This is a genomic window from Streptomyces sp. NBC_01335 (genome assembly GCF_035953295.1).
Classification (GTDB): domain Bacteria; phylum Actinomycetota; class Actinomycetes; order Streptomycetales; family Streptomycetaceae; genus Streptomyces.
In genome coordinates, this window is record NZ_CP108370.1 from 2,456,125 (window position 1) to 2,475,139 (window position 19,015).

The 19,015-nt window shown below is 73.2% G+C and carries 13 protein-coding genes; 4 read left to right on the plus strand and 9 right to left on the minus strand.

The window, feature by feature from the left end; genetic code table 11:
* Nucleotides 1–3: 3 nt before the first annotated feature.
* The 8 genes from OG599_RS10510 to OG599_RS10545 all read right to left on the minus strand — a co-directional run bounded on the left by OG599_RS10510 (nt 4) and on the right by OG599_RS10545 (nt 10,945).
* Nucleotides 4–783, minus strand: a complete 780-nt coding sequence (locus OG599_RS10510) for an ABC transporter ATP-binding protein (RefSeq protein ID WP_327175712.1) — start codon at nt 781–783, stop codon at nt 4–6.
* Entirely contained in the window at nt 780–1,658 is an 879-nt protein-coding gene (locus tag OG599_RS10515; protein WP_327175713.1) for an ABC transporter permease, read from the minus strand. Before OG599_RS10515 ends, OG599_RS10510 begins: the two co-directional genes overlap by 4 nt.
* Nucleotides 1,655–2,911, minus strand: coding sequence for an ROK family protein (locus OG599_RS10520; protein WP_327175714.1), 1,257 nt, complete (start codon nt 2,909–2,911; stop codon nt 1,655–1,657). Before OG599_RS10520 ends, OG599_RS10515 begins: the two co-directional genes overlap by 4 nt.
* A gap of 193 nt (nt 2,912–3,104) precedes the next feature.
* Nucleotides 3,105–5,957 carry a hypothetical protein gene (locus tag OG599_RS10525; protein ID WP_327175715.1) on the minus strand — a complete coding sequence of 951 codons (2,853 nt, stop codon included), beginning with the start codon at nt 5,955–5,957 and terminating at the stop codon, nt 3,105–3,107.
* 122 nt (nt 5,958–6,079) lie between these two features.
* Nucleotides 6,080–7,204 (minus strand): ATP-binding protein, encoded by a 1,125-nt coding sequence (locus OG599_RS10530; protein WP_327175716.1) that lies wholly within the window; start codon nt 7,202–7,204, stop codon nt 6,080–6,082.
* A 62-nt stretch (nt 7,205–7,266) separates the two neighbouring features.
* Complete coding sequence (locus tag OG599_RS10535) at nt 7,267–8,832, minus strand: VWA domain-containing protein (RefSeq protein WP_442809668.1); 1,566 nt, start codon at nt 8,830–8,832, stop codon at nt 7,267–7,269.
* A gap of 203 nt (nt 8,833–9,035) precedes the next feature.
* Nucleotides 9,036–10,427 (minus strand): hypothetical protein, encoded by a 1,392-nt coding sequence (locus OG599_RS10540; protein ID WP_327179989.1) that lies wholly within the window; start codon nt 10,425–10,427, stop codon nt 9,036–9,038.
* Nucleotides 10,427–10,945, minus strand: a complete 519-nt coding sequence (locus tag OG599_RS10545) for a hypothetical protein (protein WP_327175718.1) — start codon at nt 10,943–10,945, stop codon at nt 10,427–10,429. The genes OG599_RS10540 and OG599_RS10545 overlap by 1 nt, the downstream gene beginning before the upstream one ends.
* Before the next feature lie 332 nt (nt 10,946–11,277).
* On the opposite strand from OG599_RS10545, the gene OG599_RS10550 reads away from it, so the two are divergent.
* The 4 genes from OG599_RS10550 to OG599_RS10565 all read left to right on the plus strand — a co-directional run bounded on the left by OG599_RS10550 (nt 11,278) and on the right by OG599_RS10565 (nt 15,652).
* A complete protein-coding gene (locus OG599_RS10550; RefSeq protein WP_327175719.1) occupies nt 11,278–11,640 on the plus strand; it encodes an acyl carrier protein in 363 nt (120 codons plus the stop codon).
* A gap of 14 nt (nt 11,641–11,654) precedes the next feature.
* A complete protein-coding gene (locus OG599_RS10555) occupies nt 11,655–12,863 on the plus strand; it encodes a beta-ketoacyl-[acyl-carrier-protein] synthase family protein (protein WP_327175720.1) in 1,209 nt (402 codons plus the stop codon).
* A gap of 197 nt (nt 12,864–13,060) precedes the next feature.
* On the plus strand, nt 13,061–14,362 hold the full coding sequence (locus tag OG599_RS10560; RefSeq protein WP_327175721.1) for a cytochrome P450: 1,302 nt from the start codon (nt 13,061–13,063) through the stop codon (nt 14,360–14,362).
* Nucleotides 14,363–14,437: 75 nt separating this feature from the next.
* On the plus strand, nt 14,438–15,652 hold the full coding sequence (locus OG599_RS10565) for a beta-ketoacyl-[acyl-carrier-protein] synthase family protein (protein ID WP_327175722.1): 1,215 nt from the start codon (nt 14,438–14,440) through the stop codon (nt 15,650–15,652).
* Between the two features lie 142 nt (nt 15,653–15,794).
* Here OG599_RS10565 and ppdK read toward each other — a convergent pair whose 3' ends face one another.
* Nucleotides 15,795–18,509: a pyruvate, phosphate dikinase gene (gene ppdK, locus OG599_RS10570; RefSeq protein ID WP_327175723.1), complete on the minus strand. Its 2,715-nt coding sequence runs from the start codon at nt 18,507–18,509 to the stop codon at nt 15,795–15,797.
* Between the last annotated feature and the right edge of the window lie 506 nt (nt 18,510–19,015).

A 19,015-nucleotide genomic window follows, 5' to 3' on the forward strand; every position in this document is an offset into this window, starting at 1 on the left:
GGGTCAGACGGCGGCGGGCGCCGGGGGCTGGTGGTAGACGGCCTGCCAGACGGCGTTGCGGATGTCGGCGAACTCGGGTGAGAGCCGGACCGCCTCGGTGCGCGGGTAGGGGAGGCCGACGTCGATGACCCGGTGGATGCGGCCCGGCCGGGCGGCCATCACGATGACGCGTCCGGCGAGGTAGACGGCCTCGTCGACGTCGTGGGTGATGAAGAGGACGGTCCGCCGGTCGCGGCTCCAGGTGTCCAGCAGCTGGTCCTGCAACTGCACCCGGGTCAGCGCGTCCAGCGCGCCGAACGGTTCGTCCATCAGCAGCACTTGGGGGTCGACGGCGTAGGCGCGGGCGATGGCGCAGCGCTGCTTCATGCCGCCGGAGAGCGTCTTGGGCAGGGCGTCCGCGAAGTCGCCGAGGCCGACGAGTTCGATGGCCCGCTGGGCGCGGAGCTTGCGTTCGGCGGCCGGTACGGAGGCGAGCTTGAGCCCGAACTCGACGTTTCCGCGCACGGTCAGCCAGGGGAACAGGGCGTACTGCTGGAAGATCACGCCGCGTTCGGGGCCGGGTCCGGTGACCGGCTTCCCGTCGACCAGGACGGTGCCGGAGGTGGGCTCGGCGAGTCCGGCGGCCAGGTTCAGCAGGGTGCTCTTGCCGCAGCCGGAGGGGCCGACGACGGTGACGAACTCCTCGTCGCCGATGTCCAGCGAGACGTCGTCGAGCGCGGTGAAGACCGCGTTCTTGACGGGGTAGGTCCGGGAGACCCCGCGGAAGGAGATCTTGGCGTTCATCGGGTTTCCTGCCAGTGGGTGAGGCGTCGTTCGGCGACGAGGAGCAGGCGGTCCATCAGCAGGCCGAGCACGCCGATGGAGATCAGCCCGACGAAGATGGTGGGGAGGTCGTAGTAGAGCTGGGCCTGCTGCATGCGGAATCCCAGGCCCTCGGGGGCGGCGATGAGTTCGGCGGCGACCAGGGTTCCCCAGGCGGAGCCGAGGCCGATCCGCATGCCGACCAGGATGAACGGCGCGGACGCCGGTACGACGACCTTGAGGAAGATCGTCCCGTCCTTCGCGCCGAGCACCCGCGCCGCGTCGATCAGGGTGCGGTCGACCCCGACGACGCCCTGGAAGGCGGCGACCACGCTGGAGAGGAAGGCGGCGAGCAAGATGACGAAGATCTTGGGGGTCTCACCGATGCCCATCAGCACGATGGTGAGCGGGATCAGCGCCAGCGGCGGGACGGTGCGGAAGAACTGGACGTACGGCTCCAGCAGCCCCCGGGCCACCGGGTACCAGCCCATGAGGAACCCGACCGGTACGGCGGCCAGGGTGCCCAGCGCGAAGCCGGTCAGCACCCGGCGCACGCTGGCGAGGGCGTCGTCGGCGAGGGTGCCGTCGGCGACCAGCTCGCCCGCCCGGGAGGCGACCTCGCCGGGTCCCGGCACGGTGTCGAACCCGAGCGGGTTGAGCAGCGCCCAGGCACCGAGTCCCACGGCCAGCGCGATCAGGTTGAGCCCGAGCGAGGAGAGGAAGGACCGTCCGCCGCGCTTTCCTGTACGGGCCGCGCGCTCGCCCGGCGGGACGGGTGCGGGGGCGCCGGGTTCTTCGGCCACGAGGTCCGCGGGGGTGCGGGTGTCCTTGACGAGGGGCTGGAAGGGGGATGTCATGCGTCGTCGTCCTCGGGGAGTGCCGGGCCCGGGTAGCGGGCGAGCAGCGGCGATTCGTGCAGGGCCAGGGCGACGCCGCCGTGCGCGCCGCCCGCTTCGCCGAGCGCGGCGGGGCGCAGCGTCACGCGGCCCCGGGCGAGCGGCAGGACGTGGGCGTCGAGCGCCTCGGCGACCGGGCCGAGCAGCGCGTCGCCGGCCTCGGCGAGTTCCCCGCCGAGCACGATGGTGCTGGGGCCGAGGGCGCCCACGACCGAGGCGAGTACGGCTCCGACGAGGGTCCCGGCCCGGCGCAGCACCTCCTCGGCGGCCTTGTCGCCGCCCTCCAGCGACGCCAGGAACGCGGTGAAGTCCCGTGCGGTGCCGCCCTGTTCGCGGTAGGCGGTGAGCACGGCGCCGATCGAGGCGACGGTCTCCAGGCATCCGGTGCCGCCGCATTCGCAGGGGCCGCCGGACGGGTCGGCGGTGATGTGGCCGAGTTCGCCCGCCAGCCCGTCGACGCCCCGGTGCAGGGCGCCGTTGACGACCAGGCCGCCGCCGACGCCGTGCGAGAGCCGCAGGTAGAGCACGTCGCGGCTGCCGGCCGCGGCGCCCCAGGTGGCTTCGGCGAGGGCGGCCAGGCGGGTGTTGTTGTCGATGAGGACGGGGGCGCCGAAGCGGGTCGTCAGCAGCTCCACGAGGTCGGTGAGCGTGCCGCCGTGGCCCCCGCCCGGCCGGGTGATCCGGTGGCCTTCCGCCGCCCGCGCGTCCTCGGTCTCCGTACGGCGCACCGGCCCGACGACGCCCACCCCGACCGCCCCGGTGGCACCGAGGGCGGAGAGCCGCAGTGCCCCGTCGGCCAGCGAGGCGACCAGCTTCTCGGCGAGGTCGACGCGGCCCTCCCAGGGGAGGTCCGGCGGGTGCGGGAGGCTGGCCGAACCGATCATCTCGTGCGCGACGTTGGCGGCGGCCACGTGGACCGAGCGGCGCGCGAAGTCGATGCCGAGCGCCTGCCCGGCGGCCGGGTCGAGGGTCAGGTGCTCGACCGGACGGCCGCGTTTGCGCGGCCCGGGGTCGGCCGCGCCGGGGACCACGGCCCCGCCCGCGACCAGGGTCGCCACGATGTCGTACAGGGTGGTGCGCGAGAGCCCCGAGAGCCGCCCCAGCTCGGCGCGGCTCAACTGTCCGTGCCGGCGCAGCAGTCCGAGCACGCGCTCTTCGTGGCCCCGCCTCAGCTGTGCGAGGGGGCCTCTGTGGGAGTGCATGGACTCCAGCATGGGGAGGCCGGAATTTTTTCGTCAACCTCCCGGAAAAATATTCATGTTGCCGCAATGAGGCACTCGGTGCGGCTGTCGGCGGCAGCGCCGCGAGGCACGCCACCGGGCCCCGCTCCCCGGACCGGCCCGCGCCCCGGAGGGATCGCGGGCCGGTCCGGTGGTGTCACGCCCGTTCGCGTAACGCCCGGCCGTGTCACGCTCCGGCCAGCAGCGCCTCCAGTGCTCCGGCCGCCTCCGGGTGCCGGGCGAGGAGTGCGGCGCCCGCCGGGGCGGGGCCGGCCGGCTGCCACGTACCGTCGCAGCCCAGCAGCGCGGCCACCGCGTCGCAGGTCGCCGGGTGCGCGGCGAGCAGCGCGACGCCCGTGCGCGCTCCGCCACCGGCTCCGGGGCGCCGGGGCACCGCCGCGTCCGGGGCGGCCGGCTCGCGCCACGGCGGTACGAAGGCGTCCAGCGCGTCGAGCCGGCCCGGGAAGATCCGTCCGGCTTCCCGGATCAGCAGCGGAGCGAGGTCGGCGCCCTCGGCGCGCAGCGTGGTGATGAGCGTCGGCAGCCAGGGCAGCAGCACCCGGTCGGGGAGGCGCGCGAAGGCGTTCGACACGGCTTCCACCACGAAGTCGGCGAGGTGCGGCACCGGCTCCAGGGCGTGCAGGAAGCCGCTGAGGTAGCGCGGATAGGCGGGTACCACCAGGGGGTTGGCCAGCAGCCCGTCGCACCGCGCGCGCAGCTCCTGACGGGAGAGCTGCCCGAGGTGCACCTGGGCGGCCCAGAGCAGCGCCACCCGGGACGGCTCCTCGGGGTGCGACTGGGCGAGGGCCAGCTCCAGCTGGGTCCGGTCGCAGCCGAGGGAGAGCGCCAGCCCCTCCATGGAGAAGAGGAAGCCGAGCGTGGCGGCGACCTGGCGGCCGGTGGCGTCCTCGTCGTGGAAGGCGGTCGGCAGCAGGGTGCAGTAGTGGGCGTACCCGGCCTTGACGAAGGACTCGATCCACGGCGGCAGCACCGGTTCGCCGGTGCGGTAGTACGCCAGCAGCCGGCGCACCCGGAGCAGCACCTCGGGGGCGCCGTCCACGCCGCGCTCGGTGGTCAGCACCTCCAGGGCGCGGGCGCCGAGTTCGGCGGCGAGGCGTCCGCCGCGCAGGTGGAGCGTGGCGTCCTCCACCGCCCGGAGCACGGTCGCGGTCGTCGCCTGCGGGGCGAACGCGTCCCGCCGCAGCCGCTGCTCCAGGACCTGTTCGATGCTGACGCCCTCGTAACCCAGCTCGATCAGCGCGCGTTGGTTGGTGCCGAGGGCGAGGTCCCAGGACTCCTGGAGGGAGCGCTCGCCGAGCCGCCGCTCGCCCATGATCGGCCGGGCGGTGCCCTCGGGCATCAGCCGGCGCAGCATCCACAGCACGTCGGAGCAGCGCTCCAGCTCCGGGCGGGAGCTGATGTCGAGCAGCGCCCGGCGCACCCCGCGCTGCTGGAGGTCGAGCCCCAGCGGGGCGAGCCGGTCGTGCACGTCGCGGGCGAGCGGCGGCAGCGAGTCGTAGCCGACCCGGCCGATCCGGTCGCCGCCCATCATGATCTCCACGAGCCGGCGCACGTCCCGGCGCCCGGGGACGGCGTCCTTCTCGATGCAGGTGACGGCCGCGTCCTGGAAGTCGTACGGGGTGGGGCGGGCGCGGTCGCGCATCCCGGCCAGCAGGATCGAGGTCTCGAAGACGGCGATGGCGTCGGCGGTGGAGGCGAGGTAGCCGTTGCGGCGTGCCGCGCGCACGATCTCCACGGACCAGCCGAGGAGTTCGGCCTCGTCCAGGCCGTCGAGTACGGGCGGCAGCCGCAGGAATCCGGAGAGCCGGTCGGGGACGGTGTCCGGTGCGTCGACCGGTGCCGGTACCTTCACCACCGTCCGCCCTGACTTCTTCGTGCCGTCCTGGCCCGCGAGCCGGAAGGGCTTCACCCGGGTGCGCTTGAGGTTCTTCGTCCACTGGGTCGCGGCGATCGACACCGAGCCGGCGGCGAGACCGAACTGCGCCTCGATGGCGGTGTGGCTGGACGGGATGAGGCCGTAACTCCAGACGCTGTCGCTCGGCGGGGTGATCTCGAAGCCGCCGGCACCCGCGACACCGAACTCGGCGACCCGGCTGACCGCGTGGAACGCGCCGCAGACGTAGAGGCAGTCGTCCGGGTCGGTACCGGTCGCGGCCAGGTGCTCCCTCATCCGGGTCCACATGTACCGCTCGCGGTCCTCGTCCACCCGGGTGCGCCCGGCGTCCTCGGGCGCCAGCCGCCGGAACAGGCTGCCGATCAGCAGCATGACCTGCCGGTACGTGTCGTGGTCGCTGTCGCCGAGCGGGAGTTCGACGTACTGGTGCCACCACTCCGACCAGTGCCGTACCCGGCCGTGGTGGAGCAGGTGCTCCTCCAGTTCGGCGAAGCGCGGGCGCAGGTCGCCGATCTCCACGCCGACCGCGTCACCGTGCAGCGCGGCCTCCTCCTCGGCGGCGGGGGCAGGGGCGGCGACGGGGACGGGGGCGGGGGCGGGTCCTTCGCCGTCGGTGTGCTCGTCGCGCGTCTGCCACTGGAAGACGTGGTCCGAGGACCGGTCGACGAGGACCAGCTCGACGCCCGGGGTGTCCAGGGCGTAGGCGATGGCCTGGTACTCCGCGGACGCCTCGGTGATCGGCGCGACCACCGAGAGCGGGGCCCAGGCGGCGGGGAAGCCCTCGGCGTCGCTCGCGAACGCCTGCACCGCCACCGGGAGCCGGCAGTTGCGCAGCTCGGTGAGGAGCGGCGCCATGTCCTCGCAGAGTTCCAGGTAGACGACCTTGGGCTGCTTCTCCCGCAGCCGCCGTGCCATCGCGGTCGCCGAGGCGGGCGAGTGGTGGCAGACCGGGAAGATCTCCAGCGGCTCGCGCACCGCGCGGTCCACGTCGTCGACCAGCCCGAGGAGGATGCCCTCCAGCGCGTCCGGCCCGTCCGCGAAGGACGCCGCCGCCTCCCGCAACTGCCCGCGCAGCGCCTCGAAACCGGTGTCCCGCCGCCGCTCCGCGACCGTCTGCCCGGTCACCCTCTGCCCTGCCACCGTCTGCCCTGCCACCGTCTGCCCTGGGACCGTCTGCCCCGGGACCGTCTCCGGCACGGTGTTCCCCTCCCTCGCTCCGTTCGCATCGGTCATGTCGCTCGCGCCCGTCACGACAGGGTGGCGATCGCGTCCCGGCCGCCCTCCAGGAACTCGGGCCAGGCGCCGCCCTCCTCCTTGCCACGCGGCTCGACGACTCCGTGCAGGTACTTGTTGAGGATGGCCAGGTCCTCCGGCTCCCGCCGCACCAGCGATCCGACGAGCGAGGAGGCGAGGGTACGGGCGGTGAGCTCCCGCTCCCCGAAGAAGTTGCTGTGCAGGATCGCGTCCTCCAGCACCCCGATCTGCTCGGCGCTGGAGAGCGCGGACTCCAGCTTCTCGTCGTCGCTGCCCGCCGCGGCGGCGGAGGCGCGCAGGTCGGCGAAGCTCTGGAGGAGCACGTCGAGCAGCGTGGGCGGCACGTCCAGCTCGATCCGGTGGCGGCGGAGCAGCTCCTCGGTGCGGAAGCGGACGATCTCCGCCTCGCTCTTCTTGTTCGTCACCACGGGGATGCGGACGAAGTTGAAGCGGCGCTTGAGCGCGGACGAGAGGTCGTTGACGCCCCGGTCGCGGCTGTTGGCGGTGGCGATGACCGAGAATCCGGGCTTGGCGAAGACGATGTTGTCGCCGTCGCCGCCGCTCTCCAGTTCGGGAACGGAGACGTACTTCTCCGAGAGGATGGAGATCAGCGCGTCCTGGACGTCGCTGGTGGAGCGGGTGAGCTCCTCGAAACGGCCGATGGTGCCGGTCTCCATCGCGGTCATGATCGGCGAGGGGATCATCGACTCCCGGGACTGGCCCTTGGCTATCACCATGGAGACGTTCCAGGAGTACTTGATGTGGTCCTCGGTGGTGCCGGCCGTGCCCTGCACCACCAGGGTGGAGTTGCGGCTGATGGCGGCGGAGAGCAGCTCGGCCAGCCAGGACTTGCCGGTGCCCGGGTCGCCGATCAGCAGCAGGCCCCGGTCGGAGGCGAGGGTGACGATGGAGCGCTCGACGAAACTGCGGTCGCCGAACCACTTCTGGCCGATCTCCCGGTCGAGGCCGTCGGCGCGCTCGGAGCCGAGGATGAAGAGGCGGACCATCTTCGGCGACAGGCGCCAGGAGAACGGCTTGGGGCCGTCGTCCACCGATTCCAGCCAGTCCAGCTCCTCGGCGTACTTGATCTCGGCGGGGGCGCGCAGCAGGTCGGACATGTCGGGCCTTTCTCGGGTCTGGGGGTACGCGGGCGGAAGAGACGGGGTTACCGAGCCGGGGCTCAGGTGAGGAAGTTCTTCAGCTCGTGGACGAGCTTGCGGATGTGGCCGGAGAGGACCGGTGTCCCGAGGTCCTTGAAGCGTTCGCGGAACCAGGGGTTGACGCTGCCGCGCCCCGAGCTGGTGACCGAGCCCACCGGGATGAACTTGACGCCCGAGCGGTGGAGGGCGGCCATGCTCTCGAAGAGCGGTTCGCACTGCCATTCGTAGAAGTCGGAGATCCACACCACGACGGTGTTGCGGGGCTCCGCGATCTTCGGCTGGGCCAGCGCCATGGCGACCGTGCCGTCCGTGCCGCCGCCGAGCTGGGTGCGGAGCAGGGTCTCGAAGGGGTCGTGCACCCACGGGGTGAGGTCGAGGGCCTTGGTGTCGTACGCGACGAGGTGGACGTCGACCTTGGGGAGCCCGGCGAAGATCGAGGCCAGGATGGTGCAGTTGACCATCGAGTCGACCATGGAACCCGACTGGTCGACCACCACGATCAGCCGCTGCGGCGTCGTCTTGCGGGTGGTGTGGCGGTAGTAGAGGCGGTCGACGTAGAGCCGCTCCTCCTCGGGGCTCCAGTTGGTGAGGTTCTTCCAGATCGTGCGGTCGATGTCGAGGTTGCGGTAGACCCGCTTCGGCGGGACCGAGCGGTCCAGCGGCCCGACGGTGGCCTTCTCCACCTGGGTACGCAGGACCTCGGCGACCTCGTCCACGAACCGCCTGATCAGCGCCTTGGCGTTGGCGAGGGCGACGCCGTCCAGGTTGTTCTTGTCGCGCAGCAGCTGTTCGATCAACGACATGCTCGGGGTGAGCCGCGCGGCGAGTTTCGGGTCGGCGAGCACCTCGCGCAGCCGCATGCGTCGGACGAGGTCGGCTTCGATGGCGCCGAGTTCGGGGCCGATCGCCGGGATCAACCGGCTGAGGTCGGGGGTCGTACCGCCGCCCGATCCGGTGGGGCTCACACCGGGGCCCCCGGCGGCGCGTCCGGTGGGGCGTCCGCCGCGCAGTGCGCCGGGCTCGCAGCCGAGCGCCCGCTCCAGCCAGCCCGCGTCGGACTGCCAGCGCGACAACTGCCCGGCGGTGACCGCGCCGTTGCCCGTCGCGAACACGTTGAGCAGCACCTTCGACACCAGCGCGGCGCGCCGCACCTCGGCCGCCCGGTCCCGCCCCGACGCCTCCGTCGAGCTGTCCCCTCCGCGCGCGAGGCCGTCCTCCGTCGCCGTGCCACCCTCCGTCGCGGTGCCGTCCTCCGTCGCCGTGCCGTCCTCGGGTACGGCGCCCGTTCCGGGCTCGGGCTCCTCCGCCAGCAGCCCGTCGAACTCGGCGGCCAGGCCCGGGTGGCGCTGCACGACCGAGTCGACCGCGACCTTCGGGTCCAGCAGCGCGGGCGGCAGGCTGATGTCCTCGACCACGGCGAGGCTCGCCGACTCCAGCGCCGGCTGCTCCTCGGGGTCGAAGAGCTGGGCGAGGAGGCGCCAGTAGAGGACCTGGCGGCGGTTGTCCTGGGAGTCCGCGCCGGGAGAGCCGCCGTCCTCGGTTCCCGGGGCGCCCGGAAGGGCTCCCGCGGCCTCGCGCTGCCCCATGTCGTCCGGGGCGTCGGAGGATCGCGTCGCTCCTTCGGCCCCGCGCTCTGCGATGTCGGTCGCTCCCGCGGCCTCGCGCTGTCCGATGTCGGTCGCTCCCGCGGCCTCGCGCTGTCCGATGTCGGTCGCTCCCGCGGCCTCGCGCTGTCCGATGTCGGTCGCTCCCGCGGCCCCGCGCTGTCCGATGTGGTCCGTCCGTCCGGTCATTTCCGCAGCAGCCTTCCGGCGCGTTCGCGCAGTACGGCCGCCGCGTCGGTGGCGGCCTTCTCGGCCCTGATCCCGGCCTTGTCGGTGGTGCCTCCGGCCCAGGCACCGGCGTGCACCGCCACCGCCTTCTTCCGTACGAGGGTCTCCACGGCGAGCGGCTGGAGGCGGAACTCCCCCGCGTCCCAGCGGAGCAGCCCGATGCAGGCCCCCGACGCGAGGACGGCCTCGGGGGTGAGCGGTCCGGCGGCCGGTATCCGGTCCACCTCCGCCTTCAGGACTCCTCCGGCGAGGGTGAACGCCACCGAGCCGTCCTCCTCGGCCGCTGCCGCGTATCCGTCGAGGAAGACGGGGACGGCGACGGCCGTGGGGTGGCGGTCCAGCGGGGCACTCGCCCGGCCGGTCGCGGCGGGCAGGGCGACCCGGGCGGTGGCGAAGGAGTCCGCGGGCTCACCGGGGCGGGCATGCGCGTCGCTCCAGATCAGGTCGCCCGCAGCGGTGACCGGCATGCCGGTCAGCTCCATCGCGCGCCCCTCGCCGACCGCCGCGAGGAGGGAGAGATGGGGGCGGAGCAGCTGCCAGAGTCCGGCGCCGACGACCGAGTCGGGCTTGGGCGCCGACACCGACGCGCGGACCAGGTAGGGCGTGGAGCCGTCCGCGGGCTCGAACACCGCGTGCACCTGCGCCTGCACGGCGGTGGCGTGCTCCTGCAGGTCCACCCCGAGCGGCAGCAGCCGGCCGGTGACCGGGACGGTCTCCGGTGCGTCGGCCGCGCCGGGCAGGGTGAGCAGCATGGCCCTGGTCCAGAGGTCGGCCCAGCGCCGGACCGGGACACGCTCCAGCGAGGCGCCGGGGCAGGAGGCGGCGAGTTCGGCGGCGAAGCCGTCCAGGAGGGCGGCCAGGCGGCGGTGTTCCGGGTCGTCGAGCATCGCGGAGACGATCCGCGCGGCCCCGGAGACCACCTCGTGGTCGATGCCCTGCCAGCCGCAGCGCGCCAGGTCGCAGAGCCAGGAACGGGCGGCGACCAGCAGGTTCACCGGCGCCCCCGGCTCGGAGGTGGGGGCGGTCACCGTGCCGGTGGTACGGCCGGTGGCCTCCGCCGCCCGGGCGCTCAGCGCGTCGTGCGCGGAGCCGAGCAGCGCGGCGCGGGCGGCGGCGAGGGCGGTGAAGTGCTCCTCGCCCGCCGCCCCGGAGGCGGCTTTCCCGGCCGCCTCGGCGACCCGGGCGGCGAGCGGGCTCCCCGCGAGGGCGTCGGCGAACTCGGCCAGCGCGGCGGCCTGCGCGGGGCGCGGCCGGAGCAGGCCGGTCACCAGGACCCGGTCGAAGGAGTCGACGGCGGCCAGCGCCTCGTCCAGTCCGTCGATCTCCTCGACGAGCAGGTCGGCCCGCATCACGCCGCCTCCCCGGTCGTCGAGCGGGTCGGCGGGAACCACTGCATCTCGGGCAACGGCAGCGTGGTCGGCGCGAGTTCGAGGTAGGCCAGGTGGTGCAGGAACCGGCTGAAGACGGGCGCGGCGGCCTTGCTGTCGGCCGGCCCGGGGCGGGCGGCCGTCATGGTGGCCGTGATGCCCTGGGCGCTCGGCTCGCCGTCGGCGGGCTCGGCCTTCAGGTACCGGGCCACGCGCTCGGGGCCGTACTGGAGGACGGATTCGTTGACCAGGGCACGTATGTGGTTGCAGAAGCCGCCGCGCGCCCCGCCGCAGGGGCGATTGTTGTTGGTACTGCAGGCGTAGGCGAAGGTCCGCGTCTCGACGGACGAGACATAGACGCGCTCGATGTCCGACCCACTGGACACCACGCCCTGCAGCCGCCCGTCGGCCAGTTCGACGAACGGGACCTTGGCGAGCCTGCGCGGCCGGGCGGGCGGGATCACCCGCGCGACGCTCGACCTCTCCGCATCTGACGACACGTCATATCCTTTGCGCTCGAAGGGTTTTGTGGACCCGAAGGGGTTTTTGCACGGGGGAGGGGGCCCGCTCCGCAACGGCGGAAGCGGAACACGACTGAACATACGTGCGCCCACTGACAACGCCCCTCGGCGCCGGCCCGGGCGCCCGGTCGAACACGGCGTCCGGGGCCTCGCGCCACCCCACCCCCGTTCGCGCCACCCCCCGCCACCCGGCCGTAGGCGGGGACTCCTGCGTCTCAACCCTGGCGAATCGCTGTTTCGGGGTGACCAGGAGGGCTTGGCATCGTTGGCGACTGTGTTTGCGCAAGAAACAAGACACGGAGGACGGCGTGATGTACGAGATGCTGAGCAGACTGCTGGTCGAGGAGTTCGGGCTCGACGAGGAACAGGTGCGGCCCGACGCCACGGCCCGTCAACTGGAGCTGGACTCCCTCTCCCTGGCCGAGCTTGCGGTGATCATCACCGAGAGCACCGGGGTGCGCCTGGAGGACGTCGAGATGAGCCCCGACAGCACCCTGGGGGAGATGGCCGAGGTGTTCGACCAGGCCCGGCCCCCGACCACCGGCTCCACGCCCTCCGATTCCCCCTCCCCCTCCCACTCCCCCTCCGCCGACCAGCCCGCCCCCACGGCCGCGGCCCCGGCTCCCGTACCGTCGCTCGACCAGGCTCTGCTCGTCACGCCTGCGCAGTCGTGAGAGCCGGTGTGGTCGTGACGGGCCTCGGCCTGGTCACGCCCGGCGGGATCGGCGTGGAGGCCGGCTGGCGCGCCGCCCTGGCCGGGGTGTCCACGGCCGCCCGCGACCCGCTGCTGGCCGGACTGCGGGTGGACATCTCCTGCCGCGTACCGGACTTCGACCCCGACGCGCTGCTCGGCCGCCGCCTGGCCCGCAGGATGGACCGGAACACGCAGCTCAGCGTGGTCGCCGCCCGCGAGGCAGTGGCCATGGCGGGGCTTTCGGAGCGGGACTGGGACCCGGCCCGCGTCGGTGTGGTGATCGGTACGGGCGGCTCCAGCGTCGACGGCCTCATCGACATCTGCGACAAGCTCGCCGCCGGCCGCCCCGAGACCGTCCCGCCGATGGCGCTCCCCCGCAGCCTGCCCAGCGCCGGCGCGGCCGAGGTCGCCCTCGATCTCGGTGCGGCCGGACCGAACTTCGCGACCTCCGCGGGCTGTGCCTCCGGGCTGACCGCCATCGGGGTCGCCCGCGACCTGCTGCGCTCCGGGGCCCTGGACATCGTGGTGGCCGGTGGTTCCGAGTCTCTCCGCCACCCCCTCACCGTGACCGCCTTCGCCCAGCTGGGCATCCTCTCCACCCGGTCCTGCGACCCGCGCGAGGCGGCCCGCCCCTTCGGCGCCGGCCGGGACGGCTTCGTGGTCTCCGAGGGCGCCGGAATCCTGGTGCTGGAGCGCGCCGCGCACGCCCGGGCCCGCCGCGCGCCGGTGCTGGCCTGGACGTCCGGTTACGGGGCGGCGGGCGACGCCCACCACATCGCCGCCGTCCACCCCGAGGGCCGGGGCGCCGAGCGGGCGGTACGCGCCGCGCTCGCCGACGCCCGCTGGCTGCCGGAGGACGTGGAGCACGTCAACGCCCACGGCGCGGCGACCCCCTCCAACGACGCGGCGGAGGCGTCCTGGCTGGCCCGGGTGCTGCCGCACCGCCCGCCGGTCACCGCCACCAAGGCCGCCCTCGGCCACGCCGGTGCGGGCTCGGGCGGCATCGAGGCCGTACTGAGCGTGCTCACCCTGGCCCGCCGGACCATCCCGCCGACCGCCAACCTCACCGAACCGGACCCGGCCTTCGCCGACGGGATCGACCTCGTCGCCAAGGTCCCCCGCCCCGGCGCGGCCCGTACCGCGCTGTGCGTCTCCACCGCCCTCGGCGGCCAGAACAGCGCCCTGGCCCTGACGGCCCCCTGACCCCGAACCGCACGACGCCCGCACCACTCCGCACCCGCTCGCCGCCCCGGCCCCCTTCGCCGCACCCCGGACCGCCCGCCCGCCCGCCCGCGTACCCCCGGACACCGCACGAACGGCGATCCGCCGTACCCCGTGAAAGCACCGAACGGCGCGGCGCACCCGCCGCTCCCCGTGAACCACTGGAAGCACCGAACCCCATGAGCGCCGTCCTCCCCACCGCCCCGTCGCCCTACCCCGCCACCCCGTCCTCCACCGAGCCCGAAGCCGCCGGCTCCCAGAGCCAGGTGATGCGCCTGCTCCGCCTGCTGCGCACCGAGGCCGACCCGTACCCGGTGTTCGACCGGCTGCGGGAGCTCGGCCCGGTGATCCCCGTACCCGCGCTGAACGCGGCCGTCGTCACCGGCTTCCGGGAGTGCCGCCACGTGCTGCGCGACCCGGCGTTCATCCTCCCGGACACCGCCTGGCGCGACGCGCACGCCGGTGGCTGGCGCCACCACCGCAGCGCGGTCAGCTACGCGGCCTCCCTGCCCAACGCCAACCCGCCCCGTCACACCGCGCTCCGGGCCCACCTGGCCCAGGGTTTCCACCGCACCGCACTCGCCGAGCTGCGGCCCGTGGTGACCGGCCTGATCCACAGCGGCCTGAACGAACTGGGGGCGGCGCTCGCGGCCCACGGCACCGCCGACCTGACCGAGCACATCAGCCGGCCGCTGCCCTCCCGGGTCATGTGCGAGGTCCTCACGCTGCCCGCCGAGGACGCCCCGATGCTCGCGGCTCTGACCGCCCGCTGGACCGCCGCCGCCGAACTCTTCCCCTCGGAGGCCGATCTGGACGACGCGGACGCGGCGGACTCCGCGCTGGTCGCGTACTTCCTGCGGGTAGTCCAGGAGCGCGAGCGTTGCCCCGGCAAGGACTTCCTCTCCACCTGGGTGACCGCCGCACGGGCGGACGGGGTGGGGATCGACGACATCGTGGTGCACACCGCCCAGCTGTTCGTCACCGGCTTCATGACCGTCCAGTCCTCGCTGACCAGCGCGGCGTACGCCGTCCTGAGCAGCCCCGAGCTGACGGCCGCGCTGCGCCGGCGGCCCGAGGACATGGGTGCGGCCGTGGAGGAGGTGCTGCGCAACCGGCCGGCCGCCGCGGTCGTCGGCCGTGTCGCGACCCGTGGCTGCGTGCTGGCGGGGGTGCCCGTCGCCGCCCAGCAGCGGCTGATCGTGGTGATCCCGGCCGCCAACCGCGACTCCCGGGCAGCCGCCACCGCCCATCTGACCTTCGGGGTCGGTGTCCACTACTGCCTGGGCGCGGCCCTCGCCCGCCTTCAGCTGGGCGAGTTCCTTCCGGCTCTGCTCAGCCGGTTCCCGTCCCTTCGCCTCGCCGACGCCCCGGCGCCCGGCGACACCGTCCCCGGCGCGTCGCAGGATCCCGCGCCGATGGCCGGAATCGCCCTCCCCCACCACGTCCGCCTGCTCACCACCACCGCGAGAGCCTCCCGATGACCCTCACCCGCACGTCCCCGCCCGGCACCGTTCCCGCGGTGCGCCACCACACCACCACCAACGAGGGGACGCACCATGCCGGCTGAGGCCGCCGTCACCGGCATCGGCATGATCACCCCGGCCGGCGGGACCGCCGCCGCGACCTGGGACGGCGTGTGCGCGGGCAAGAGTCTCGCCCGGCGCGATCCCGTGCTGGCCGGCCTTCCCGTCGACCTTTCCTGCCCGGTCGATCTCGACCCGGAGGCCGCCCTCGGTCGCCGCCTGGCCCGTCGGCTGGACCGTTTCTGCCAGCTCGCTCTGGTGGCCGCCCGTCAGGCCGTGGCGGACGCCAAGCTCTCCGCGGCCACCTGGGACGCCGACCGGATCGGCGTCGTCCTCGGCGTCAGCTGCAACAGCATGGAGACCTACGTACGCGAGTTCACGCTGCTCGGCGAGGACCGGCCGCACCTGGTCTCGCCCCTGGCACTGCCCCGCAGCGTGGCCAGCATGGCCGCCGCCGAGGTCGCGCTCGACCTCGGCGTACGCGGCCCCAACTTCACCGTCACCAGCGCCTGCGCCTCCGGAGCCACCGCACTCGGTGTCGCCCGCGGCCTGATCGCCTCCGGCGCGTGCGACATCGTGCTGGCCGGGGGCAGCGAATCCGGGCGTTCCCGGATGGCCGCCACCTGCTTCACCCAGATGCGGGCCCTCTCCCGGGGCGAGCCCGATGCGGCGTCCCGCCCGTTCGACACGGACCGCGACGGGTTCGTCCTCTCCGAGGGGGCCGCCGTCCTCGTCCTGGAACGCCCCGACCGCGCGCTGGCCCGGGGGGCGCACACCCGGGCCCTGCTGCGCGGCTTCGGCACGACCAGCGACGCCCATCACCCTGTCGCCCCGCACCCGGAGGGCCGGGGTGCCGAAAGCGCCCTGCGGGCCGCGCTCGCCGACGCCGGCTGCGCCCCCTCGGACATCGGCCACGTCAACGCGCACGGCACGTCCACCCAGGCCGGGGACACCGCCGAGGCGAGGGCACTGCTCCGGCTCTTCGACGGCACGCCGCCGCCGGTCACCGCCCCCAAGAGCGTCCTCGGCCACTCGCTGGGCGCGGCCGGGGCCATCGAGGCGGCCCTGACGGTCCTCACCCTGGAGCGGCAGCTCGTCCCGCCGACCGCCAACCTCTCCCGCCAGGACGAGGGTCTCGAACTGGACGTGGTCACCGGGGCCCCGCGCCAGGTCGCGCTCTCCGCCGCCGCGTCCAACTCCTTCGGCTTCGGCGGCCAGAACGCGGCGCTGGTCTTCACCACCGACTGAACTCCCCGCCCCGCACGGGAGGAGCGGCGGCACCCCCGCACAGGGTGCCGCCGCTCCGGTTCCGGAGGCGCCGCCCGGGCCTGGGCGAGGGTCGGGTGCGGCCCGGGGTGGCGGCTCCGGAAGTCAGGGGTGAAGAGACAGGTCAGACGGTGCTGTTCCCGCCCTTCGGTGCGGCGGCGGCCCGTCCCGCCTCCAGCCGGGCGACCGGGATGCGGAACGGCGAGCAGGACACGTAGTCGAGGCCGACCTCGTGGAAGAAGTGCACCGACTCGGGGTCGCCGCCGTGCTCGCCGCAGACGCCGAGCTTGAGGTCGGGGCGGGTGGCGCGGCCGGCCGCGACGGCGCTGCGCACCAGGGCGCCGACGCCGTCCTGGTCGATGGTCTCGAAGGGGGAGACCCCGAAGATGCCCTTCTCCAGGTAGGCGGTGAAGAAGGAGGCCTCCACGTCGTCGCGGGAGAAGCCCCACACCGTCTGGGTGAGGTCGTTGGTGCCGAAGGAGAAGAACTGCGCGGCCTCGGCGATCTGACCTGCGGTCAGTGCGGCGCGGGGCAGTTCGATCATGGTGCCGATGGTCAGTTTGAGGTCGGTGCCGGTGGCGGCCTGGACCTCGGCGATGACCTGGTCCGCCTCCTCGCGGACGATCTCCAGCTCCTGGACCGTGCCGACGAGCGGGATCATGATCTCGGCGCGCGGGTCGCCCTTGGCGTTCTTCCGGTGGGCGGCGGCCTCGGCGATGGCGCGTACCTGCATGGCGAAGAGGCCGGGGATGACCAGCCCGAGGCGGACCCCGCGCAGGCCCAGCATGGGGTTCTGCTCGTGGAGCTTGTGCACGGCCTGGAGGAGCCGGAGGTCGTTCTCGTTGGCGTCCTTGCGGGACTCGGCGAGCGCGACGCGGACGGAGAGTTCGGTGATGTCGGGCAGGAACTCGTGGAGCGGCGGGTCCAGCAGCCGTACGGTGACGGGCAGTCCGTCCATCGACTCGAACAGCTCGATGAAGTCGGCCTTCTGGAGCGGCAGCAGCTCGGCGAGGGCCGCCTCGCGTTCGGCGTCGGTGTCGGCGAGGACCAGCTTCTCCACGAGGACGCGGCGCTCGCCGAGGAACATGTGCTCGGTGCGGCAGAGGCCGATGCCCTGGGCGCCGAACCGGCGGGCCCGCAGGGCGTCTTCGGCGTTGTCGGCGTTGGCCCGTACCCGCAGCCGGCGCATCCGGTCGGCGTACGCCATGACCCGGTGGACGGCGCCCACGAGTTCGTCGGCGTCGTCGGCGCCCGCGTGCATCCGGCCCTCGAAGTACTCGACGACCGGGGACGGTACGACGGGCACCTCGCCGAGGTACACCTTGCCGGTGGAGCCGTCGACGGAGACGAGGTCGCCCTCCTCCACGACGGTGTCGCCCACCGTGAGCCGGCGCCGCTTGGTGTCGACCTCGATCTCCTCGGCGCCGCATACACAGGTCTTGCCCATGCCCCGGGCGACGACGGCGGCGTGCGAGGTCTTGCCGCCGCGCGAGGTCAGGATGCCCTCGGCGGCGATCATGCCGTCGAGGTCGTCGGGGTTGGTCTCGCGGCGGATGAGGATGACCTTCTCTCCGGAGCGGGACCACTTGATCGCGGTGTAGGAGTCGAAGACGGCCTTGCCGACGGCGGCGCCCGGGGACGCGGCGATGCCCCGGCCGAGCAGCCTGGTCTTCGCGGTGTCGTCGAAGCGCGGGAACATCAGCTGGGCGAGCTGGGCGCCGGTGACGCGCTGGAGCGCCTCGGCCTCGTCGATGAGTCCCTGGTCGACGAGTTGGGTGGCGATGCGGAACGCGGCGCCGGCGGTGCGTTTGCCGACGCGGGTCTGGAGCATCCACAACTGGCCGCGCTCGATGGTGAACTCGATGTCGCAGAGGTCCCGGTAGTGGGTCTCCAGCGTCTCCATGATCTGCATCAGCTGGTCGTACGAGGTCCGGTCGATGGACGCGAGCTCGGCGAGCGCGACGGTGTTGCGGATGCCCGCGACGACGTCCTCGCCCTGCGCGTTCTGCAAGTAGTCGCCGTAGACGCCCTGGTGGCCGCTGGCCGGGTCGCGGGTGAAGGCGACGCCGGTGCCCGAGTCGGGTCCGAGGTTGCCGAAGACCATGGAGCAGATGTTGACGGCGGTACCGAGGTCGCCGGGGATCCGCTCCTGGCGGCGGTAGAGCTTGGCCCGGTCGGTGTTCCACGACTGGAAGACGGCGTGTATGGCCAGATCCATCTGCTCCCGGGCGTCCTGCGGGAAGTCGCGGCCGGCCTCGGTCTTCACGATCCGCTTGAAGGTCTTGACGAGCTTCCTGAGGTCCTCGGCGCCGAGGTCGGTGTCGACCTCGACCTTCTTGGCCCGCTTGGCGTCCTCCAGCGCCTCTTCGAATAGGTCGCCGCCGACGCCGAGCACGGTCTTGCCGAACATCTGGATGAGCCGGCGGTACGAGTCCCAGGCGAACCGCTCGTCGCCCGCCTGCGCGGCGAGTCCGACGACCGAGGCGTCGGAGAGGCCGATGTTGAGGACGGTGTCCATCATGCCGGGCATCGAGAACTTGGCGCCGGAGCGTACGGAGACCAGGAGCGGGTCGTCGGCCTGGCCGAGGGTCTTGCCCATCCGCGCTTCGAGGGACGCGAGATGGGCGCTCACCTCGTCGCGGAGTTCCGCGGGTTCGACGCCGCTGTCGAGGTAGACCTTGCACGCCTCGGTGGTGATGGTGAAGCCGGGAGGGACCGGCAGACCGAGGTTGGTCATCTCGGCGAGGTTCGCACCTTTCCCACCGAGCAGGTCCTTCAGATCCTTGTTGCCCTCGGTGAAGTCGTAGACGAACTTCCTCGGACCGTTGTTTCCCGACACGGGTCTCGACTCCTTGAGGACGCGGTGGGTGCCCTGACGGCCAGGAACATACCCAGATCAAAGGCGTCCGGTGGTGTCCGCTTCTCCATCGTGCGGCCGCAACCACCCGTCTGCCAGCAGATCGAAAGTGAGGGGCCGCCGGGGCCCTCCCGGTCGGTGCGTTCACCTCTCGAACACGGGGTGACGTTCCGTCGATGCACCACCGGAGATTCGTGACGCCCGGTGAGAGATGCGCCGATCGATCAAAGTCCGCACATCTGGCACGCAGTGCCATCATTTGAGAAGTGGCGTCACTCGAAAACCCTCACCAGGGCGCTCATTTGAGCTAAACGTTCCTCGGGCGTGGCGAGAATCACGCCGCCAGGACACCCGGATGCCACCATGCGGACACTCATGCCTCACTCTCCGCACCTGGTCGCGCACGGAAAGCGAGGGAGGCGGCGACGGAAGGGCCCCGGTCCGCACATCTCTGCGAACCGGGGCCGGTCACCCTCGGCGAATCTCAC